This is a genomic window from Clostridium sp. DMHC 10, assembly GCF_001270375.1.
Lineage (GTDB): Bacteria > Bacillota > Clostridia > Clostridiales > Clostridiaceae > Clostridium_S > Clostridium_S guangxiense.
Map to the genome: position 1 here is coordinate 257,198 of NZ_LGVB01000016.1, position 18,107 is coordinate 275,304.

Below are 18,107 nucleotides of genomic sequence, written 5' to 3' on the forward strand. Positions count from 1 at the left end.
CGAAAAATAGTGGGGTTCAAACAAAAATTGCCTTTATTTTTTATTATCCATAATCAACTTATTCTTTTTCAAATTAACATAATCTCACCGAAAAACTGAAATTTAACTCAATGCACAATTCACAGTTCACAATGCACAATGAAGGTAGATTTACCTTTCGTTACTCTCAGGTAAATCTTAGAACTTAATAGTGTCAGCTGCGCTGTATGGAAAAATTCAATCTCAACATAGCTCAAATCAAATCTATTGCTTATGGTAAAAATTACTATTACTAATTTTTACTTTTCAACTTGTTTATCTATATAGCGAAACTATCTCCAAGTTTTAAATTAATAAATATACTTTTGCCAGCATTTGACTTTTGTAAGGTCAGGGTACAATTCACAGTGTACTGTGAACTAAATAAATATTATTGTATAATCTTGGTACTTGCATTTTTTAGTTTGGAGGTAGCTTCATCTTTTTTATTCTTCCAAAAGAAGGCGAATAATAAAGTACATATTAATATAACGGCACTTGATAAATAAAATAACGAATTTAAACCAAACAAATCTGAAGCGACACTTAAAAATACACTTGCAAGGACCATTCCAACGCTATTAGCTGTTCCAAGGAAACCCATCGTGCTTCCCATTCCTACAGTTCGTCCAAGTATAGTAGATAATGCCGATGAAGCTGAAACGAAAGCAGCTGAAACTACAGCGAGAAGAAGCATTAACAAGATCATTAGTGATAAATTGTTTATGTATGGAAATAAAATTAAAAGTAAAGATACTATAATGCCTGAAAATAAAACTAAATTGCATTTATTAAATTTATCGCTGAATTTTCCCATTGGAATTTGTGCAAACCCACCAACAACATTGTAGATAGAAATAAGAAATCCTGTAAATACAAGACTTATACTTTTTTGTGGAGTGAACAATATAAAGAAAAAGCTAATTAGTGTAATTATAAAAGCTGAAGCAATATTGATACTGCTTAATGCTAACAATCTGTGATTTGTAAGTAATTTGCTTGAGGAAATCTTTGTATTTGAATTACTATTTTTGTTCTCAGAATTTAGTGTTTTGCTTTTGTGAAGTGCAATTACAATTAAAAAAGAAATTACTGATAGAGCAAGAGAAACTACAAAACAAGATTTTTTGCTGTAGGCAGAAGCAAGTATAGTTGCAGTTTGAGGTCCTATTCCACTTGCAATTAGATTTGCAGTATTGTAGATTCCCATGTAAAAGCCTTCTTTACCAAGAGGACTAATTTGACCTATATAAGCCATAACCATTGGAAGCATCATTGCAGAAGCTAGTCCATGTGTAAAACGTGCAAAGATTAGAACTGGTATAGTAACCGCAAAACAATAAATAAGTGCTGTAAAAGGGTACATAATAATACTGTATTTAAGAACTGATAAAATCCCTTTTTTGTCTGACAGTTTCCCAATTGGCGTTCCTACAAATAATCTCACAATATAAAGAGCAGCAGAGATTAATCCAATGGATATTCCCGATGCGCCAAGAGATTTTGCATAAGGTGTAAGTATTGCACCTGTTATATAGGTTCCAAAAATAAGTAGAAAAACAGCTATTAGAAGTAAAATATTATCTTTTTTCATTGGTACATCTCCTAAGTAAAAAAAAAAAATTATAAATATTATATCATTTAAGATTAAATACTGCAATAATGGTAAGATATAAGCACATATATTGCTAAAAAAAGTATTCCGATGAGTGGACTTTGATTTTTAGAAAGTATTGACTTAGTCCTTTATGCAGGGTTTATATTTAATCTGAGGTGATTTAAATGAATAACTAAGGAAGTATGTGAAAGGTTAGATATATCTTCTAAAACTTTAAGAATAATAGAAAATTTTAAATCATATACTGAATTTTTAGGATGTACTTTTTATTATGAGCAGTTAAAAAATTTTACCTGGCTTATTGAAATAAAAATGCTAAGGAACAATGCTTCGTCGCGTTAAAAAAATCCTATAAATCTAAGTGGTGAATTTAATCGAGTACCTGCTCAGGGTATAGAAGGATAACGATCATACACGAGGTTTGGGATATAATGCCATTATCCTTCTTTAACTTGTATTACGCATATATATATATTAGCCCATGCCCCGTGCATGTTTACTCGCTGAAAAAATGCTCAGACAATTGAAATATCTAAGCATTTTAAAATTTTTCAACCAAGATTTATTAGGATTTTTTTAAATCGTTCCTTCAGCATTGTTCCTTAGCTCCCACGGTGTATAAGCAAAAAATTCCTCCGTGCCTACGGAATTTTGGCGTGAATCTTTATAGAAGCAGTAAAATTTATAATGGATTATCTAAAAAATATTATTAGTTTATCCTTATAGATTCTAATTTATATATTTTAAATATTTTACTGCAGAGTATCCTTCTACCCCATTTATGCTTATCTTGTACCAATATCCATCAGCTGATATTCCAGTTACTTTTGCATATTGCCCTTCGGTTAACACTCCAAGGATTGAAGTAGTTGAGGAAGGATTTGATCTGATGTTTAATTGATAAACATTATTTACGGTTACATACGTATTATAGGGAACAGATGCTATTAAACTACTATATATCCAACCTGTCTGTCCATTGTAAGTTATATTATACCAGCCAGAGTTTGAAGCTAAAAGTTTTAAAATTGTGTTTTTAGGTATTGTTCCTATAATTGCAGCACTAGTAGAAGGATTTACCCTAAAGTTAGCAGCATAAACTACATTGGAAACTATACCATATGAATCAGAAGTTGGCATAGGATCTGGGGTAGAGCTATCTTCAATTATGTTTACATATCTTCCAGGAATATATCCTAAATTAATTTCATTCATAGTTATAAAGTATTTTTTTGTACCTTGTATTCCACCATAAGTTTGATCTGGTGTAGCTTCATAAGTAAAGGCACCTTGCACTCCATTTTGTGTTCCCCATTTGTCAAATATAACAACATGATCACCTGGCTTGTCTAAAATATCCATGTGTTTTAGATTGCTTAAACTAATTTTAGTAAAATAACTGTTAAATAGTGTAGAAGTTGAAAGCTTATAATCCTTAATGTTAAAAACAGCTTGTACAAAACCCGAACAATCGATTCCAGCAGTTCCTTGAATATAACCATAAGGAGCAGAAGTGTTAACATTCCCAGCAAAAGCGCCATTATCTATTGCATTTAAAAAATTTGTCCATGGAGCTCCAGATGAAGAGGAATCCAAACTATCCAAGCCGCCCCAATTATATGGAATACCTGTCATTGTTGCAGTAGTTACATTTTTAAATTGAGTAGGCTGTGTTACACTGTCTCCGTTAGTAGATGGTAGAATAGAGTTTTTGTTGATTGAGTATGTCCAATTAAGATTTATTATACTCAATGCTCTTTGCTCAGCAGCAGATCTAGTGAGTGAAGTCTGAGTTGCTGCAAACGTTTTTTGTAGAGGTGCAAAAAACAAAAACGGAGGAGATTATAGTTGCAATAATTGTATTTAGTTTTTTCATATATAATGTTCTCCTTTGATTTTTAAAATATTGAGATGATAAATAAAATTATACTAGGAGAAAAAGGATAGTCGCAATATATGGTTAAAGGATAGTATGTAAAATTAAGGATTTATATGAAATAAAATGTACCCATACATTTTACATAATTTGATTTATTTTCAGCAACTCCAATATGGGCACCTTTTACGTTTCTTATAAAGGCCGGTATGGCATACGTTGTAGGATTAGTGGCATATAGAGGTGAATATAATGGAGATAGTATTCTAAACAATATATTTGCATTTGCGCTTGGAGGCATTTTTAATATAGTGGGATATTATTTGGCTGATGTGCTGTTTTATGGAAGCCTTATTATTGCATTTCAACATGTTCCAAGTTCATTAATTACAACCATTATAGGAATAGTTGCAGCGGTTCCAGTAGGAAAAATTTTAAAGACAGCAATTGGCAGTAGAATTTAATTAGGTGGTAGCAGTATTTTTACACATAAATAAATATTGCAAAGTAATAACTAACTTTTTTCGTCTAAAAAGAAGGCGAAAAAAGCTAAGGGTGAAGGGTTTTAACTTGCTCTGCTCGCTAAAAGGTGAACTTTTTTACCTTCAGTAAAAAAGTTAATGATGATTTTGACAGTTAGTCAAAAGGTTTATTAAAGTTAACCTTTTTTAATCTCATAAAAATAATAATTATTTTTTATTTCTTATTGACATTTCTTAGCTGGACTTTATTTCTGTCTACTACCAAATTTAATTAATCTATCGATAGAATAATTACAAAAAGCTTGCATTAACGAGCACAAATAGTTAAATAACATACTTAGCATTGCTAGCTTTTAAAGCTAGTTTAACACCAAAATGAAAACGCTTCAACTTACTAAATCACACAAAATTTAAGATATTTCACACAAAACCGATAGGCCCAAATAAATACTTACACATGTAAAAATAGAACACTATGAATGACACTGTGTTAATAAAAAATTTATTATTTACTTAATTTTAATAGAGCAATTGTTTTATTTTTGTATTCTAATTTATTTAAAACAATGAAAAAAGAGATGTAAAAAGTTATTTAATAACCATTTTTATATCTCTTTATGCATTCCTATACTTGAAATATTAAAATTATATGAATGCCCCAATCTTTCGTAGAGCAACTGAGAAAAATTTTTCCTTAACTTATATCGGTTATGTGAAATAATATCTTCAAATGCAAATTTAAATAAAATTTAATAAATCTTATTTGAAATTCTCAAAAAGCTTAGAAGTTTAAATTCGGCTGATCATTAGCGTATAGGTGATGGTTTAATGTGTTTTGGTATTGGACATTTGTATCTTTCTGTGCCAAGTCTTTCCCTAAATTCACTCTTTGCTTTTTTCTATAAGCTCATGATTTTCAAACAATTCTATACCTGAAAGTGCTAGTACTTTGCTAGCTTCAAGCATTCCCTTATGAAAAAGTTTTTCCTTTCCTTGTGCTACTAACTGCCAGGAATGTCCCGGGGTATCCTTTGCATAACAAACTGTAGTTATTTGAGCAGTTGGAGTATTCCAGCTTACATCTCCAACATCCGTGGAACCAGGCATAACTTCATTGGTTTTTCTATATGGATATACTATATCTATTACTTCCTTATCCCTTATTTTTTCAGCCATCCTTTCAGCTTCACTTCCATAGTAATTGGAAAGTTTTTCTTCATTTACTCTTTTTTCTCTACTACTTAACGTTTCTCTTATCTCTTTTGCAAATTCTATATCATCCTTGTCTACTGCAACAGGTCCAACTTTTTCAAAATTCTTATAAAGCAGCTTATCTAAGGTATCATTAAGAATAAGATTTGAGCTTCCTCTATCAAAAACAATTTCAAGCTCTGTATCTGTCATAAGTGCAGCACCTTTAGCTATATTTACAACTCTATCGTATATTGCCTTTGCATCCTGCATTTTGGGCGCACGGATTTGGTAGAGAACTGCTGCATTAGCTTGCACTACATTTGGAGAAAGTCCACCTCCATCAGTTATAGCATAGTGAATTCTTGCTTCTTGTATAACGTGCTCACGAAGAAAATTTGCACCTACATTCATGAGTTCAACAGCATCCAAAGAACTTCTTCCCAGGTGTGGACAAGCCGCTGCATGGGCGCTTTTTCCATGAAATTTAAAATAAACTTGAAGTGTAGCTAAAAAATTCATAGACCATACAGCATTTTCACTTCCAGGATGCCAGGTTAAAGCAGCATCAACATCATCAAAATATCCCTCTCTAGCTATATAAGCTTTTCCAGATCCACTTTCCTCTCCAGGACATCCATAAAATCTTACCGTTCCTTGTATATTATTTTTCTTCATATAGTCCTTAACTGCAATAGCAGCTGCCATAGCACCAGTACCAAGAGCGTGATGGCCGCAACCATGACCTTTTCCGCCCTTTACAATTGGTTCCTTAACAGGCACGTCTGATTTTTGACTCATTCCATACAACGCATCGAATTCTCCTAGAAATGCAATTATAGGCTTTCCACTTCCATAACATGCGACAAATGCAGTTTTCATATCAGCTATGCCCTCTGTTAATCTAAAGCCTTCTTCTTTTAAGATTCTGCGTAACAGTTCGGAGGATTTATACTCTTCAAATCTTGTTTCTGCAAATCCCCAAATTCTATCACAGACTTTTATATATATATCTTGTTTTTCCTCAATTGATTTTACTATTTCATCAATGCTTTTCATAAGTTCCCTCCACGTATATAGGCTACTACCTCAAATGCTTAAATTACAAACAGTTTAGTTTTACAAGCATTTTGAAAACTCTCTACTCTCTACTCTATTTTGGGTTTTGCCCCATCTGGAATAGGTGAAATATATTCTTCACCGTCAAGTCTTTCTTTAAGTTCTGTTTTTGCTTCGTCTATAAGGCTTTTATTTTCAAAAGCTTCAATTGCAGATAATGCTATTACCTTTCCTGCAAGAAGCAATCCTTTATGACACAATGCTGATTTTCCCTGTGCAACTGCCTGCCATGAATGTCCTGGTGTTCCAAGCATCCAGGTTGAAGTATTACATTGAGCTGTTGGTACAACCCAGCTTACATCTGCAACATCAGTAGTACCAGGCATAGTTTCATTACTTGATTCAAATGGCTTTACAAAATTAGCAACTGGGCTTTGCTTAGCCTTTTCTCTTAATTCTTTACTTAAATCTTTAAGATCAGAAACCTTTTCTTCCTCTGATAATGTACTTCTTAACTCTTCAGCAAATTTAATATCATTTTCATCTACTTTAACCGGTCCAAGCTTTTCTAAGTATTTATACATTACTTTTCCAAGTGTATCATTAGGAATTAAGTTAGAATCTGCACAATCAAATATTATTTCAAACTTTGTATCTGTCATTAGTGCAGCTCCTTTAGCTATATTAACTACACGATCGTATATTTCCTTAACCTGGGAAAACTTAGGAGCACGAAGTAAATAAAGAACTTCTGCATTTGCTTGAACAACATTTGGTGAAAGTCCCCCTCCATTAGTCATAGCATAATGCATTCTTGCTTCTGGAATAACGTGCTCCCTTAAATAGTTAACCCCTATATTCATAAGCTCTATAGCATCTAAAGCACTTCTTCCCAAATGTGGGCAAGCTGCTGCATGTGCACTTTTCCCATAAAACTTAAAATATACCTCGATATCAGCCAAAGAACTTGTACTTGTTATAGCATTTAAGCTATCTGGATGCCAAGTTAAGGCTAAATCAACATCGTTGAAAAATCCCTCTTTTACCATAAAAGTTTTACCTGATCCACCTTCTTCTGCAGGACATCCATAGTAACATATAGTACCTTCAATATTATTTTTCTTCATATAATCTTTTACGCCAACCACTGCTGCAAGTGCTCCTGCACCTAATGCATTATGTCCACAGCCATGTCCATTTTTACCAGCACATACTATTTTCTTTTTAGCTATTCCAGCTTCTTGATTCATATTAAATAATGCATCATATTCTCCTAAAATAGCTATCTTAGGTTTTCCGCTGCCATAAGAAGCTATAAATGCTGTTTCCATGCCACCTACAGATTTTTTTACATCAAAATCTTCTTTGCCAAGTATGTCACAGAGTAAATCAGCAGATTTCTTTTCTTTAAATCTAATTTCTGCAAAGTCCCATATTTTATCGTTAGCTTCAATAAATAAATTCCTTTTTTCTTCTATAATAGAAGATATCTTTTCTATTTTGTTCATAAAATTACCACCAATCCCTTAACATTATGTATAGATAAACAAGCTGAAATATTTAAATTACCAATACCAAATTTATCCACACAAATTGGAATTTGTCGAGCTGAGTGAAGGGTTTTGATTCGCCCTGCTCATTAAAAAACTAACTTTTTCACTTATGTGAAAAAGTGAAGGGTTTGACATAGCTTTGCTTGTCAAAAGGTGAAAGGTTTTTGCCACGGCAAAAAGGTTAAGGAATATTTTTCTCCGTTTCTCTACGAAAAATAAATAATTTAAATACGTTAAAGATTTTCCGTAGGGAAACGGAGGAAAAATCAACCTGGACCTAAAACAGCCGAAGGCAATATATGAGGCTTTCAAATTTTACAACTTTAACTATGATTAGTTCAGCTTATCAAAAAACCTAAGAAATCAAAAGACTATATTGAAATATCTTTTATATTATGGATGAAGTTAGTAAATACCCTCTCCGGCTAAAAAATAGAGTATATCTTCAATCAATTTTATCAAGATTACTTATATGAGGAATATGACAATGATAGTATTGACAACAGAATAAGCGATGTACAAAAATTTATTGAAATGGCAGAGGAATATATAACAATAGATAGTTTCATAGAAGATTTGATCTTAGACAATCAGAAAGATGATGATAAATCGGATGCAGTAACTATTTCTACTGTTCATAGGGCAAAAGGACTTGAATGGGAAAATGTATTTTTACCGTATTTAAACGATGAAATATTTCCATCTAAAATGAGTACAACCTTGGCAGAGCTTCAGGAAGAGCAAAGGCTTTTCTATGTTGCGATAACCAGGGCTAAAAAGAATTTGTTTATTTCTTATGTAGATGCGTTTACTGATGATCCTAAGCAAAACATTCAGAATTCTTCTAGATTTATTAAACAGTTAGATGAAAAATTATTTCAGGCAATGTAATTATGTATAAAAGCAATAAAAACTGGTTAAGCTTAAAAATTAGGCTTAATCAGTTTTTTATTTTTTGCTTAAATTTGTTTAAAAAGGTACATCTTCTTGGACAGCATATTTATATAAATATTAGCGTTTAAAAAAGTGGTGAAATTTATTTATGTACGTTTAAAAATGGTTGATACTTTTATTCTTATATTTGATATAATAAAGTAAAATTTTGAAATGGAGGTATAAAAAAGTATGGGTGGAGGATTAAATACACGTATAAATAACGATATAAGAAAAATAAACAATATTATCGATGAAAATAAATTAAATCTTATAAAACCAGTAAGGTTTTTAAATGATGAAGAGGATAATATTGATGTATTGAATGAAACATATAATGAAGTAATTTATAAAATTTGTGAAGTAATTGGAAGCCTAAAGATGTTCATTACTCCAGCTACTCCTAGAGCAGATGATAAAATAGCAAAATATAAAAAACAGATTGAGGAACTAGAAAATACCAAAATTGAATTGGAACATCTACAAAAAGAGAATTGTAAGTAATTCCTAGTGAGTGTTTATTTTAGGCAAGACTTTCTGAAGGTGTTGCTAAAATTAATATTTTTAAAGTGCCACATAACATAAATTATGTGGCACTTGTGCTGTCCATATGATATAATCACCTTGTTGAGTGCAACATAATTATTATGAAATTAACAAAATGTGAGTGCAACATAATTTTGAAATGTAAAGGTATGGTGATAATATGCAGCAGCTTGTGAATGAATTTAAAAATTATATGGCTAATGAGGGAAAAAGTGAAAATACTATAAAAAGTTATATTTTACATATAAAAGAATATATTAAGTGGTTCCAGGATACGTATGGTTTTGACTTCAATAAATTATATAGAGAAAATGTATTAGAGTATAAAAGTTATTTGATGCATATAAAAAAACATAAAGGTAAAAGCCTTAATGGAAAAACAATAAATGCTAAACTTAGTTCTTTAGGATTGTTAAATAAGTTTTTGATAGAAAATCAGATACAAGAGAATGTTGTAATTAGAGATGATGATATGTTAAAAATACAAACAAACTATGCCAATCCGACAGATGTAAGTAAAGTTGATGTTGAGAACTTTAGACAGAAGATTCTGGAGGCAGGAGACAAAAGATTATATGCAATTGTTACGCTGTTGGCTTATACCGGAATAAGAATTTCAGAAGCTCTTAATGTTAAATTAGAAGATATGAGTTTAGAAGCAAAAGAATTGATTGTGAGAAATGGAAAGGGAGAAAAGCAGCGGACTGTATATTTGAATACAAAAGTCATTAATGCATTAAAAGAATACATTAAAATAAGAAATTCAGTAAGCAACTATATTTTTGTTTCCAGGCAATCGGATAGGGTGGATAGAAGTGTTATAAATAAAGAGTTTAAAAGGTATAGTAATAAAATAACACCTCATAAACTTAGACATTTCTTTTGCACCAATGCATTAGAAAGTGGATTTGCTGTGCACGAAGTTGCTAATTTGGCAGGACATAGTAGTATACAAACAACACTGTTATACACTAATCCTAGCCGAGAGACAATGAAAAATAAGACAGAGTTGTTATAAAAACAAAGAAGGAATGTATATATACATTCCTTCTTTGTTAAAATTTCAATTATATATTATTGGGGTGCAGTAACGTCGGAAAATATTACTAAATTTAAAGCAGAGTTTACAAATACAAATATATGGTATATTATACATGTAATTACATATATTGAGAGAGAAGTGATAATATGAAAAAATTAAACATCAATAAGAAAATAAAAATAGTAATAAGTACATTTTTGATTGCGTTAATAATTATTCCAGTAAATGCATTTGCTGCCACGAACAAAGATGGACAAGTAGTAATAAGAGGAAATGTTATAACTGATCCAACAACGTTATCAATGATTAAAAATTTCCCGAAGTAAAAGAAGATTTAGAAGAAAATACTACTGGTAAATTAGTATCTAGTACAGAAACATATTTTAAATATACACCTAAATCAAATGTTAAAACTAAAAAGTTTTATGCTAGTGCAGCTGAAGCTCAAAAGGATTATATAGTTACAAAATATACTAAACAGCAATATGAAGATGAAATGAAATTAGGAGCAATGGATTATATTGGTGGTCAAGTTGACGGAAATTGTTCATGGATGAGAATGTCGTTAGAAGTATATACTGGTGCGCATGAGGGTACATCTGCTGACTATATGGCATACAATTATTGTTCATGGTTAACTAAACCAATTTTTGCTGGTACTGATGCTATTGGAATATCAACTTCAGATGGATTAATAATATCAAATAGCGGAAAAAGAATGGCCAGATACGAGTATGCATATGACACAGCAGGTATTGATTATGGCTCAGAATCAGGGTATGTTGAGCCTTCTGTACAAATTGATAACGAAGGAAATGGAGTTATGGCAACCTTTAATGTTAAAACATATGGAGCTTCTTATTTAACAGGAGATGTTAATGATTGCATGATTTCAACAGGTGTATCTTATAATAATTCAAATGTTAATAAAGGATGGATAACTGGAAATTATTTACACGAGCAAGTTTCTTTTGGAGGTATAAGTATGGATATACATGGAATACCAAGTGTATCATGGAACCTTTCAAAAGATGTAGATCAAGGTCACGTTTATGTTTCTCGATAAAACATATTAAAAATAGGAGGCAAATTTTTATGAAAATTTGCTCCTATTTTTAATTTACCTTAATAATTTATATCATTTTCAACTTTTAAAAGTTTATCCCAATTATCTTTGTTTTGAGGATCATTACTTATAAAATGTAAATATTTGAAAATAGCTTGTTCTTTTTCTCCAATAGTCTTTAATTTTTCAGTTGTTGTTTTATTAGGGTTTGTTGTTATTAAATACAATTTAGATATTGCATTCATAGAACTTTTTACTTTACCTGGAACATTAGCATAAGAAGTAAACTGTAATATATCTGAAGCTGTATGCAAATTTGAAGATAGCTTTGAAAAATAATAAGTTTTAGTACCTTCGTCTATCTTGTCATAGTCAACTCCAAAACAAGAATCAGCCGCATCTATGCAGGTTATAAATATATCATTTGCATTTCTTTTTTTTGGTTTTGAATAGCAATAGAGTATATATTAAATAATAAACTTAGCACTAATAAGATTATTAATAAGTATTTTTTTTTCACTAAATATCATCCAAAGGCAGAAAGAAGCTTTATGAACAGGAAGGAAAAATTAAGTGTACTATCAATATTAATTATTATAATGATAATTTTAATAACAAGGCAATCTTTATTGTTACACAGAGAAATTAGAAATATTAAGCCTCCCACGATGGAAAATAGGCAATTTGGAAATATGAGTATTTACAAGTGGATGACAGTAAAGAGGCTGGCAAAAAAGCATAATATAAAAGAAGAAAATATTTTTAAAGCTTTAGAAATTAAACCTGAAAAAGGTGATGAAGATATGCCAATTTGGAAGTTGTCGAAAAAATATAATAAAAATCCACAGCAAATTGAAGAAAATTTAATGAAGATAATTTCAAGACATAAGCCTACAGAAGGTAGAATATATGAGTAACTTTACGGAATTATTAATACAATATTTTAGAGATTATAATATATGGTTTTTGAGCATTTTAATGATACTTCAAGGGATTGGAGTTCCTATTGGAATGTCTATGTTAGTAATAGCTTGTGGAGCATTTGCATATGCTGGAGAATTTAATATAGTACTTATTGTATTAGAGGTATGGATTTTTGCGTGGCTTGGTGATTGTGCGGGGTATTTCTTATGGAAAATTATTGGATACAGGCTATTAATTAAGTTTCCTAGATTAAATAGTTATTTTGAACCCAAGATATTAAAAGCACGTAATTATTTGAATAAACATGGAAAATCAGCTGTTTTTTTAACGAGATTTTTAATTTCCCCTATGGGACCATTTGTGAATGCATCAGCTGGTATTGTAAATTATAGTATAGCTGTGTTTAGTTTATTTGCCTTGCTTGGTGAATTTTTTTGGACGGGTATATACATTGGTCTTGGATACTGGTTTGGCGATTCATGGGAGAGCATAGTACCGTTGGTATCTCAGTTTGGTGAAATCATTACATATGCAGCTATTTTATCGCTAATAGTGTATATGTTTATTAAAATCGTTAAAAGGTAAAAATAAGAAATAGATTATGACTTAAAAGAATTTTGTATTAAATAATTTTAATATATAGTACTTGAAAATCATTTTTATAAATGCTACTATACAGGTATGTAAAGGAGGAATTAACATGGAGAAAATTGCAAGTTTTACAGTCAATCATTTAAAATTAAAGCCTGGTGTTTATGTTTCAAGAAAAGACAAGTTTGGTGATGTTGTTATAACTACCTTTGATATAAGGATGACAAGTCCTAATGATGAGCCTGTTATGAATACAGCGGAAGTTCACACTATTGAACATTTAGGAGCAACATTTTTAAGAAATAGTAAGGAATATGCATCAAAAACTGTATATTTTGGACCAATGGGATGCAGAACAGGATTTTATTTGATTTTACATGGAGATTATAAATCCAGCGATATCGTGGATTTATTAAAAGAAATGTATAAGTTTATGGCAGATTTCGAAGGTGAAGTACCTGGGGCTGCTGCAAAAGACTGCGGAAATTATTTGGATATGAATTTATCAATGGCAAAATATTGGGGACATAAGTACTTAACTGAAGTTCTTGAAAATATATCAGAGGACAGACTTAACTACCCAGAATAAGAGATAATTATAGATAGATAAGCGTTAAGTTTTTAGATTTTTCGCAGCGTTAGTTATTTCAACTTTTTAGCTTATCTATCCATATCATGCTATGTTATTAATTGCTACATTTATTTCAAAAGGAAAATCGTAAACTTTCATTTCTATGCAGACTACTTTATCTGCATCTGTTGCAGCAGTAGAATCACCAACTATTCCAATATTTATTAGCACACTAGGGCTTTTTACGTATCTTTCTTTTATGGATAAATTTTCCTCTTTAAAATTAGTTATACCAAGTTGAATTAATGTACTTTTGCTAATACTAAGATAAGAACATATAGACAGGCTTTTCACTTCTAATTTGAAATATAAATTAGGAGCTGAGTTTTGTGAAATATGTTAAAGCAGATGCTGTTTTACCAGATACCTTAGTTAGGAAAATTCAAAAATATGTTCAAGGTGAATATATTTATATTCCTGCTGAATTAAAGAAAAGAAAAAAGTGGGGAGAAAACTCTGGAAACAGGCAATATATAAAGAATAGAAATGAAACCATAAAACGAAGATATAAAAATGGTGACAAAATTACTAAATTGGTAGAAGAGTTTTTTCTATCTGTTCACAGTATAAAAAAAATTATATATGACAAGAAGTAAGTAATTTTTGGATAGGTTAAATTTTTTTTTTTTTAAAATACCTATCCTTTTTTTGTTTTTTGGTATTTTATATATATGAGGTGACTTTTTCCATGGAAAATCAAATTACAATTAATAAGGAATTTATAGATAAACTTATAAATGAAAATTTAGAAAAAATCTTTGGCTTTGCAGTAAAGCGAACAGAAGACAGTGTAGAAGCAGAAGATTTAATGCAGGATATACTTTTAGAGGTCTATAAATCTTATGCAAAAATTAAACATTATGAAGGTAAGGAAGCTCTTTTGGGATGGCTTTGGACTGTAGCTAGGTATACATATTATAAGTGGCTTGCAAGAAAAAATAAAAATTCTGTTATATATATTGAAGGAATAGGGACAGAAAAATTAAAATCGCAAGTTAATATAGATGAAAAAATTATAAAAAATGAAGAATACAACTTCTTGCGAAGAGAAATAAGCCTACTTTCTAAAAGTTATAGGGAAGTAGTGGTAAGTTATTATGTTCATGATAAAAAATGTAGTGAAATAGCAGATGAAATGGACATACCAGTAACAACAGTAAAATGGAGGCTTCACGAAGCTAAAAAAATGTTAAAGGAGAAAATGAAAAAAATGAAGAATTATACAGAAAAAACCTATTCACCTGGAAGATTAACTGTTATCATACAAGGAACATTTATATCTCCATATTCAAATTTTTATTTAAAAGGTCAAATAAAAAAGTTTACTTAAACAAAATATTCTTCTTTATGCAGCAAATAAGGCTGTAAGTATTGAAGATATAAGTATAGAGCTTGGAGTTCCGAGAGTGTACTTAGAAGAAGATATTGAAGCACTTGTAAGTGAAGATATTTTGAAAAAAGTAAGTAAGGATAAGTATAGAGTGAATTTTCTTATACTGTCAAAGGAGAGCCAGAGAGTAATAAAACCATTGTTAAAAGAATGTGCTGAGACTACATCTAAAAATATAGTAGAAATATTAAAAAAATATAATTTGAAATACGTACGGTATGAAAAAGATTTTAAGCGGTTTATGTGGATTATTTTCCCCAAAATGTTATCTGACTTTTTTGAAGAACAAACTATTTACAGTGAAATGCCTATGAGACCCCATGGAAATAAGTGGCGTATGCTTGGTTTTGAAGAAGAAATATTTAAGGAAGGACAAAGAGAATTTACAGTAAGCAAGTATCCTGGAATTGGATTATTAGAAGTTATAAATTATGAGGAAAATGCAAATGAAAAAATGCTTTCAGAAAAGGAAGGTAAACTTTATATTAAAGTTGTAAAAAATGACGTTCATATAAATATACTTAATAAGGATGAAGAAGAAACCGCATATAGGCTTTTAAATAAAAAAATAATTAAAAAGCAAGGAGAAAATTTAAAATCCAATGTTATATAGAAGCTTGGTACAATAAAAGAAGGATACATGGAAGTATTGGATATATAACTCCTCAACAATGTGAGGAGCTATCAAGAAAAATTGCATAAAAAAGTTCGACTTTTTGTGTCTAAAATATTGACATCGATCCATAACTTGATAGTGTCAGCTGCGCTGAACACTATATTTTAAGCGCTTTGCGCGTATTAAGTTTTAAGATTTTTCGAAGCATAGCGGAGAAAAATCATCCTTCACTGTACTCTGTACTTTGTACTCTGTGCTCTGAGTTAAATTCCAGTTTATCAATATAAATTTGGCATTAGTAATTTAATTATTTCAGCTTGCTTATCTATACTTAATTAAGCTTTTTATATATTTCTTTTACATCTTCTAAGCCCTGTATTATCTCTTTTTTCGAAAAATTACATTTAGAAAGCCTATCTTCACTCCAATTATTTATCTCTTCATAAAAAGATACTGCTGTCTTAAAATTTTCCTCTGATTTATTTGCTTCTATTGCTTCAAATATCATATCTTCCGCTTCATTAATTTTACCGTCACTTATGTATTTATTAACCATAAACTGAAGTAAATCATCCTCAGAAACCTTCACCTTGTGATTTACTTCATCGATACAATTACCTATAGCGTTTTTCTTTGAAAAAAACAGCAACCATAAAATCTATAGTGGATTTTATTAATCTCAGTATATAATCATTTTCTTCATTCATGCAATTCACCGTTACCAAAACTATATAAAACTTTATAAGAAAATTATAAAACCTTACTATTTGTTTCTTTCCTACTTCATAATATCCCATTTTGCCAAGGCTACTTTGGTTTATATAACACTCCATAGGCTTTGCTACTTTCTCAGTAGTGGGGTATAACGAATCCCCAATTTAGAAAATCTTTAAAGTGATATTTCCAAACCATATTTTGCAAGATTATAGGCTGCATTTTTATCTTTATCAACTATAAAACCACAACTACATTTATATTTCATCTGATTTATAAATATGTTAAAACCTTGCTCTGCTATTGCCTTTGATAAATGCTTATTTTTCATCATACCAGTTACATTTAAATCCTCCATAACTACTCTAAAAGGTTTGGCTTTCACTATTTTAGAAGTAGCTTGATGTATATGATTTAATCTGATATGTGTTATTCTACTATGAAGTTTTTTAATCTTCTTTTCAAGTTTTGCAATGTTCTTAGTCTTTTGGTAACTCCCCCCTTTTTTATTTAATAAATATTTTGTGTTTGAACTTCAATGCCTACTGAAAGTACCCAAACTCTACCGTTAAAACTTACTCTAGGATTGTTAAACTTTTTTATAATAGTTAAATCTATATTATAATCTGCTTTGTATTTAACTTTTCCTATCTTTTCAAGATTAGCAAAATCATTTTTAAAATGCATTCTATCGTATACTCTATAAAAACTTAACCTTGATTTTTTCTTGCTTTTGAATTTAGGAAATCTACTTCCATTAAAGAAATTTTTATAAGCCTTCTCTAAATCTCTAATGCTTTCTTTAAGAGTTGCATTTGATACTTCATAAAGCCATTTAAAATCATCTGTATTCTTTAATACAGTTAATTCTTCACCTAACTCTGTGGTAGATAGCTTCTTTTTGGTATTTTTATAGTATTTGATTTGCTTATCTAAAGCCCAGTTATAAATAAATCGCATTGAACCAATGTGTTTATACATCAGAATTTCTTGTTCTTGAGTTGGATATAATCTAATGTTTAATGCTTTTATCATTGATATTCACCTCTCTTTCTAAAGATAAAACACCTTGAAACTTGAAATTTATTTGTACCAAAATACCAGTGTCTAAATTATTAGATAAAGCTATTGAGCATTTTCTAAAGTCTACTAGAAAATAGTAGGCTTTTATACTGTTTTATAAAGTCTTGTTAACTGCTGTTTTGCCTCCATAAATTATCCCATACAATGCAATAACATAAGTTGTCCATATAATTGCCTCAGAATAAGGTACTTTTATTGCATAACTCATGCCTATGAAGCTGTCAGAAATAATAAAAAACACCGCTCCAACTGCTGTTTTTAAATATTTTTTCTGATTTTTACATAAAGCTGCCGCCAATGAAGCCATGGTTGTTAGGCATATCCCATAAACAAAAATACCAATTTGTAAACCACCATTATTCTGCATATATCTAAGCTTTAATATCCATAGTACTATTAAAATGGCATAATAAAATACTGCACTTATAAAAAATTCTCTATTAAAAACAATACCATTTTGAGCTCTTATAGTTTTTATATAACCTATTATAAAAATTATATGTGCAATTGCAAACATGCTTCCACCAACCATAAAACCGCCATTAATGAAACCCGCAATTGTTATGTCTCCTAAAAAGCAAAATAGCATTCCCCAAAATATAAATTTACTGTACACACTTTTTTCTTTTAAAAAAAATATATAACGCTGTTATTAAAAAAGTTATACTTATTAATATAACTATATACTTATTCATGTGTTTCCCTTGGCCCAATATTATTCCAACTATAAGCACTAATATTTGAAATATGAATACTAAGCTAATCCTATGATTT

General features: G+C 30.2%; 20 protein-coding genes and 2 pseudogenes. 12 read left to right on the forward strand and 10 right to left on the reverse strand.

Going from position 1 to position 18,107, the window contains the following annotated elements; genetic code table 11:
• Nucleotides 1-409: 409 nt before the first annotated feature.
• Entirely contained in the window at nt 410-1,612 is a 1,203-nt protein-coding gene (locus AGR56_RS18570; RefSeq protein ID WP_053243557.1) for an MFS transporter, read from the reverse strand.
• 753 nt (nt 1,613-2,365) lie between these two features.
• Nucleotides 2,366-3,388 (reverse strand): SH3 domain-containing protein, encoded by a 1,023-nt coding sequence (locus tag AGR56_RS18575; RefSeq protein WP_242851601.1) that lies wholly within the window; start codon nt 3,386-3,388, stop codon nt 2,366-2,368.
• A 285-nt stretch (nt 3,389-3,673) separates the two neighbouring features.
• Between AGR56_RS18575 and AGR56_RS18580 the strand changes: the two are divergent.
• Nucleotides 3,674-3,976 (forward strand): annotated as a pseudogene (locus AGR56_RS18580) (ECF transporter S component); the annotation flags it as partial.
• A 900-nt stretch (nt 3,977-4,876) separates the two neighbouring features.
• On the opposite strand, the gene AGR56_RS18585 reads toward AGR56_RS18580, so the two are convergent.
• On the reverse strand, nt 4,877-6,244 hold the full coding sequence (locus AGR56_RS18585) for a M20 family metallopeptidase (RefSeq protein WP_198150107.1): 1,368 nt from the start codon (nt 6,242-6,244) through the stop codon (nt 4,877-4,879).
• Nucleotides 6,245-6,333: 89 nt separating this feature from the next.
• Complete coding sequence (locus AGR56_RS18590) at nt 6,334-7,752, reverse strand: M20 family metallopeptidase (RefSeq protein ID WP_053243560.1); 1,419 nt, start codon at nt 7,750-7,752, stop codon at nt 6,334-6,336.
• Between the two features lie 540 nt (nt 7,753-8,292).
• Between AGR56_RS18590 and AGR56_RS18595 the strand changes: the two genes are divergently transcribed.
• The 5 genes from AGR56_RS18595 to AGR56_RS18615 all read left to right on the forward strand — a co-directional run bounded on the left by AGR56_RS18595 (nt 8,293) and on the right by AGR56_RS18615 (nt 11,384).
• On the forward strand, nt 8,293-8,688 hold the full coding sequence (locus tag AGR56_RS18595) for a 3'-5' exonuclease (protein WP_278279735.1): 396 nt from the start codon (nt 8,293-8,295) through the stop codon (nt 8,686-8,688).
• A 234-nt stretch (nt 8,689-8,922) separates the two neighbouring features.
• Nucleotides 8,923-9,234, forward strand: coding sequence for a hypothetical protein (locus AGR56_RS18600; protein ID WP_053243562.1), 312 nt, complete (start codon nt 8,923-8,925; stop codon nt 9,232-9,234).
• A gap of 214 nt (nt 9,235-9,448) precedes the next feature.
• Nucleotides 9,449-10,294, forward strand: a complete 846-nt coding sequence (locus AGR56_RS18605) for a tyrosine-type recombinase/integrase (RefSeq protein WP_331000778.1) — start codon at nt 9,449-9,451, stop codon at nt 10,292-10,294.
• A 170-nt stretch (nt 10,295-10,464) separates the two neighbouring features.
• Entirely contained in the window at nt 10,465-10,644 is a 180-nt protein-coding gene (locus AGR56_RS20970) for a hypothetical protein (RefSeq protein ID WP_053243564.1), read from the forward strand.
• 170 nt (nt 10,645-10,814) lie between these two features.
• Nucleotides 10,815-11,384, forward strand: a complete 570-nt coding sequence (locus tag AGR56_RS18615; protein WP_053243565.1) for a hypothetical protein — start codon at nt 10,815-10,817, stop codon at nt 11,382-11,384.
• 59 nt (nt 11,385-11,443) lie between these two features.
• Here the strand turns inward: AGR56_RS18615 and AGR56_RS18620 are convergent, their stop codons facing one another.
• Entirely contained in the window at nt 11,444-11,698 is a 255-nt protein-coding gene (locus AGR56_RS18620) for a hypothetical protein (RefSeq protein WP_053243566.1), read from the reverse strand.
• 237 nt (nt 11,699-11,935) lie between these two features.
• Here AGR56_RS18620 and AGR56_RS18625 point away from each other — a divergent pair, with 237 nt between their 5' ends.
• The 3 genes from AGR56_RS18625 to AGR56_RS18635 all read left to right on the forward strand — a co-directional run bounded on the left by AGR56_RS18625 (nt 11,936) and on the right by AGR56_RS18635 (nt 13,488).
• Nucleotides 11,936-12,301 (forward strand): hypothetical protein, encoded by a 366-nt coding sequence (locus AGR56_RS18625; protein WP_053243567.1) that lies wholly within the window; start codon nt 11,936-11,938, stop codon nt 12,299-12,301.
• The gene (locus AGR56_RS18630; RefSeq protein ID WP_053243568.1) at nt 12,294-12,893 is read left to right on the forward strand and encodes a DedA family protein; all 600 of its coding nucleotides are present in this window, start codon (nt 12,294-12,296) and stop codon (nt 12,891-12,893) included. Before AGR56_RS18625 ends, AGR56_RS18630 begins: the two co-directional genes overlap by 8 nt.
• Nucleotides 12,894-13,008: 115 nt before the next feature.
• A complete protein-coding gene (locus tag AGR56_RS18635; RefSeq protein WP_053243569.1) occupies nt 13,009-13,488 on the forward strand; it encodes an S-ribosylhomocysteine lyase in 480 nt (159 codons plus the stop codon).
• 84 nt (nt 13,489-13,572) lie between these two features.
• On the opposite strand, the gene AGR56_RS18640 is transcribed toward AGR56_RS18635, so the two are convergent.
• Entirely contained in the window at nt 13,573-13,824 is a 252-nt protein-coding gene (locus AGR56_RS18640; protein ID WP_053243570.1) for a hypothetical protein, read from the reverse strand.
• A 35-nt stretch (nt 13,825-13,859) separates the two neighbouring features.
• On the opposite strand from AGR56_RS18640, the gene AGR56_RS18645 reads away from it, so the two are divergent.
• From AGR56_RS18645 to AGR56_RS18655, 3 genes are all read left to right on the forward strand, one after another.
• Nucleotides 13,860-14,126, forward strand: coding sequence for a CD3324 family protein (locus tag AGR56_RS18645; protein WP_053243571.1), 267 nt, complete (start codon nt 13,860-13,862; stop codon nt 14,124-14,126).
• A 92-nt stretch (nt 14,127-14,218) separates the two neighbouring features.
• Entirely contained in the window at nt 14,219-14,860 is a 642-nt protein-coding gene (locus AGR56_RS18650) for an RNA polymerase sigma factor (RefSeq protein WP_053243572.1), read from the forward strand.
• 76 nt (nt 14,861-14,936) lie between these two features.
• Nucleotides 14,937-15,533: a hypothetical protein gene (locus AGR56_RS18655; protein WP_053243573.1), complete on the forward strand. Its 597-nt coding sequence runs from the start codon at nt 14,937-14,939 to the stop codon at nt 15,531-15,533.
• Nucleotides 15,534-15,867: 334 nt separating this feature from the next.
• Here AGR56_RS18655 and AGR56_RS18660 read toward each other — a convergent pair whose 3' ends face one another.
• The 4 genes and pseudogenes from AGR56_RS18660 to AGR56_RS18670 form a co-directional block, all read right to left on the reverse strand.
• Nucleotides 15,868-16,125 carry a DUF6483 family protein gene (locus tag AGR56_RS18660; protein WP_242851602.1) on the reverse strand — a complete coding sequence of 86 codons (258 nt, stop codon included), beginning with the start codon at nt 16,123-16,125 and terminating at the stop codon, nt 15,868-15,870.
• A 25-nt stretch (nt 16,126-16,150) separates the two neighbouring features.
• Nucleotides 16,151-16,369 (reverse strand): hypothetical protein, encoded by a 219-nt coding sequence (locus tag AGR56_RS22395; protein WP_242851603.1) that lies wholly within the window; start codon nt 16,367-16,369, stop codon nt 16,151-16,153.
• 56 nt (nt 16,370-16,425) lie between these two features.
• Nucleotides 16,426-17,285, reverse strand: a pseudogene (locus AGR56_RS18665) (transposase).
• Nucleotides 17,286-17,427: 142 nt separating this feature from the next.
• Nucleotides 17,428-17,973, reverse strand: coding sequence for a lysoplasmalogenase family protein (locus AGR56_RS18670; protein WP_347460571.1), 546 nt, complete (start codon nt 17,971-17,973; stop codon nt 17,428-17,430).
• Nucleotides 17,974-18,107 lie beyond the last annotated feature (134 nt).

What these genes read in the sequence shown, in the direction of transcription:
- AGR56_RS18570 (WP_053243557.1), bottom strand. Translation starts at nt 1,612, where the DNA reads ATGAAAAAAGATAATATTTTACTTCTAATAGCTGTTTTTCTACTTATT.
- AGR56_RS18585 (WP_198150107.1), bottom strand. Translation starts at nt 6,244, where the DNA reads ATGAAAAGCATTGATGAAATAGTAAAATCAATTGAGGAAAAACAAGAT.
- AGR56_RS18590 (WP_053243560.1), bottom strand. Translation starts at nt 7,752, where the DNA reads ATGAACAAAATAGAAAAGATATCTTCTATTATAGAAGAAAAAAGGAAT.
- AGR56_RS18600 (WP_053243562.1), top strand. Translation starts at nt 8,923, where the DNA reads ATGGGTGGAGGATTAAATACACGTATAAATAACGATATAAGAAAAATA.
- AGR56_RS20970 (WP_053243564.1), top strand. Translation starts at nt 10,465, where the DNA reads ATGAAAAAATTAAACATCAATAAGAAAATAAAAATAGTAATAAGTACA.
- AGR56_RS18615 (WP_053243565.1), top strand. Translation starts at nt 10,815, where the DNA reads ATGAAATTAGGAGCAATGGATTATATTGGTGGTCAAGTTGACGGAAAT.
- AGR56_RS18625 (WP_053243567.1), top strand. Translation starts at nt 11,936, where the DNA reads ATGAACAGGAAGGAAAAATTAAGTGTACTATCAATATTAATTATTATA.
- AGR56_RS18630 (WP_053243568.1), top strand. Translation starts at nt 12,294, where the DNA reads ATGAGTAACTTTACGGAATTATTAATACAATATTTTAGAGATTATAAT.
- AGR56_RS18635 (WP_053243569.1), top strand. Translation starts at nt 13,009, where the DNA reads ATGGAGAAAATTGCAAGTTTTACAGTCAATCATTTAAAATTAAAGCCT.
- AGR56_RS18650 (WP_053243572.1), top strand. Translation starts at nt 14,219, where the DNA reads ATGGAAAATCAAATTACAATTAATAAGGAATTTATAGATAAACTTATA.
- AGR56_RS22395 (WP_242851603.1), bottom strand. Translation starts at nt 16,369, where the DNA reads ATGGAGTGTTATATAAACCAAAGTAGCCTTGGCAAAATGGGATATTAT.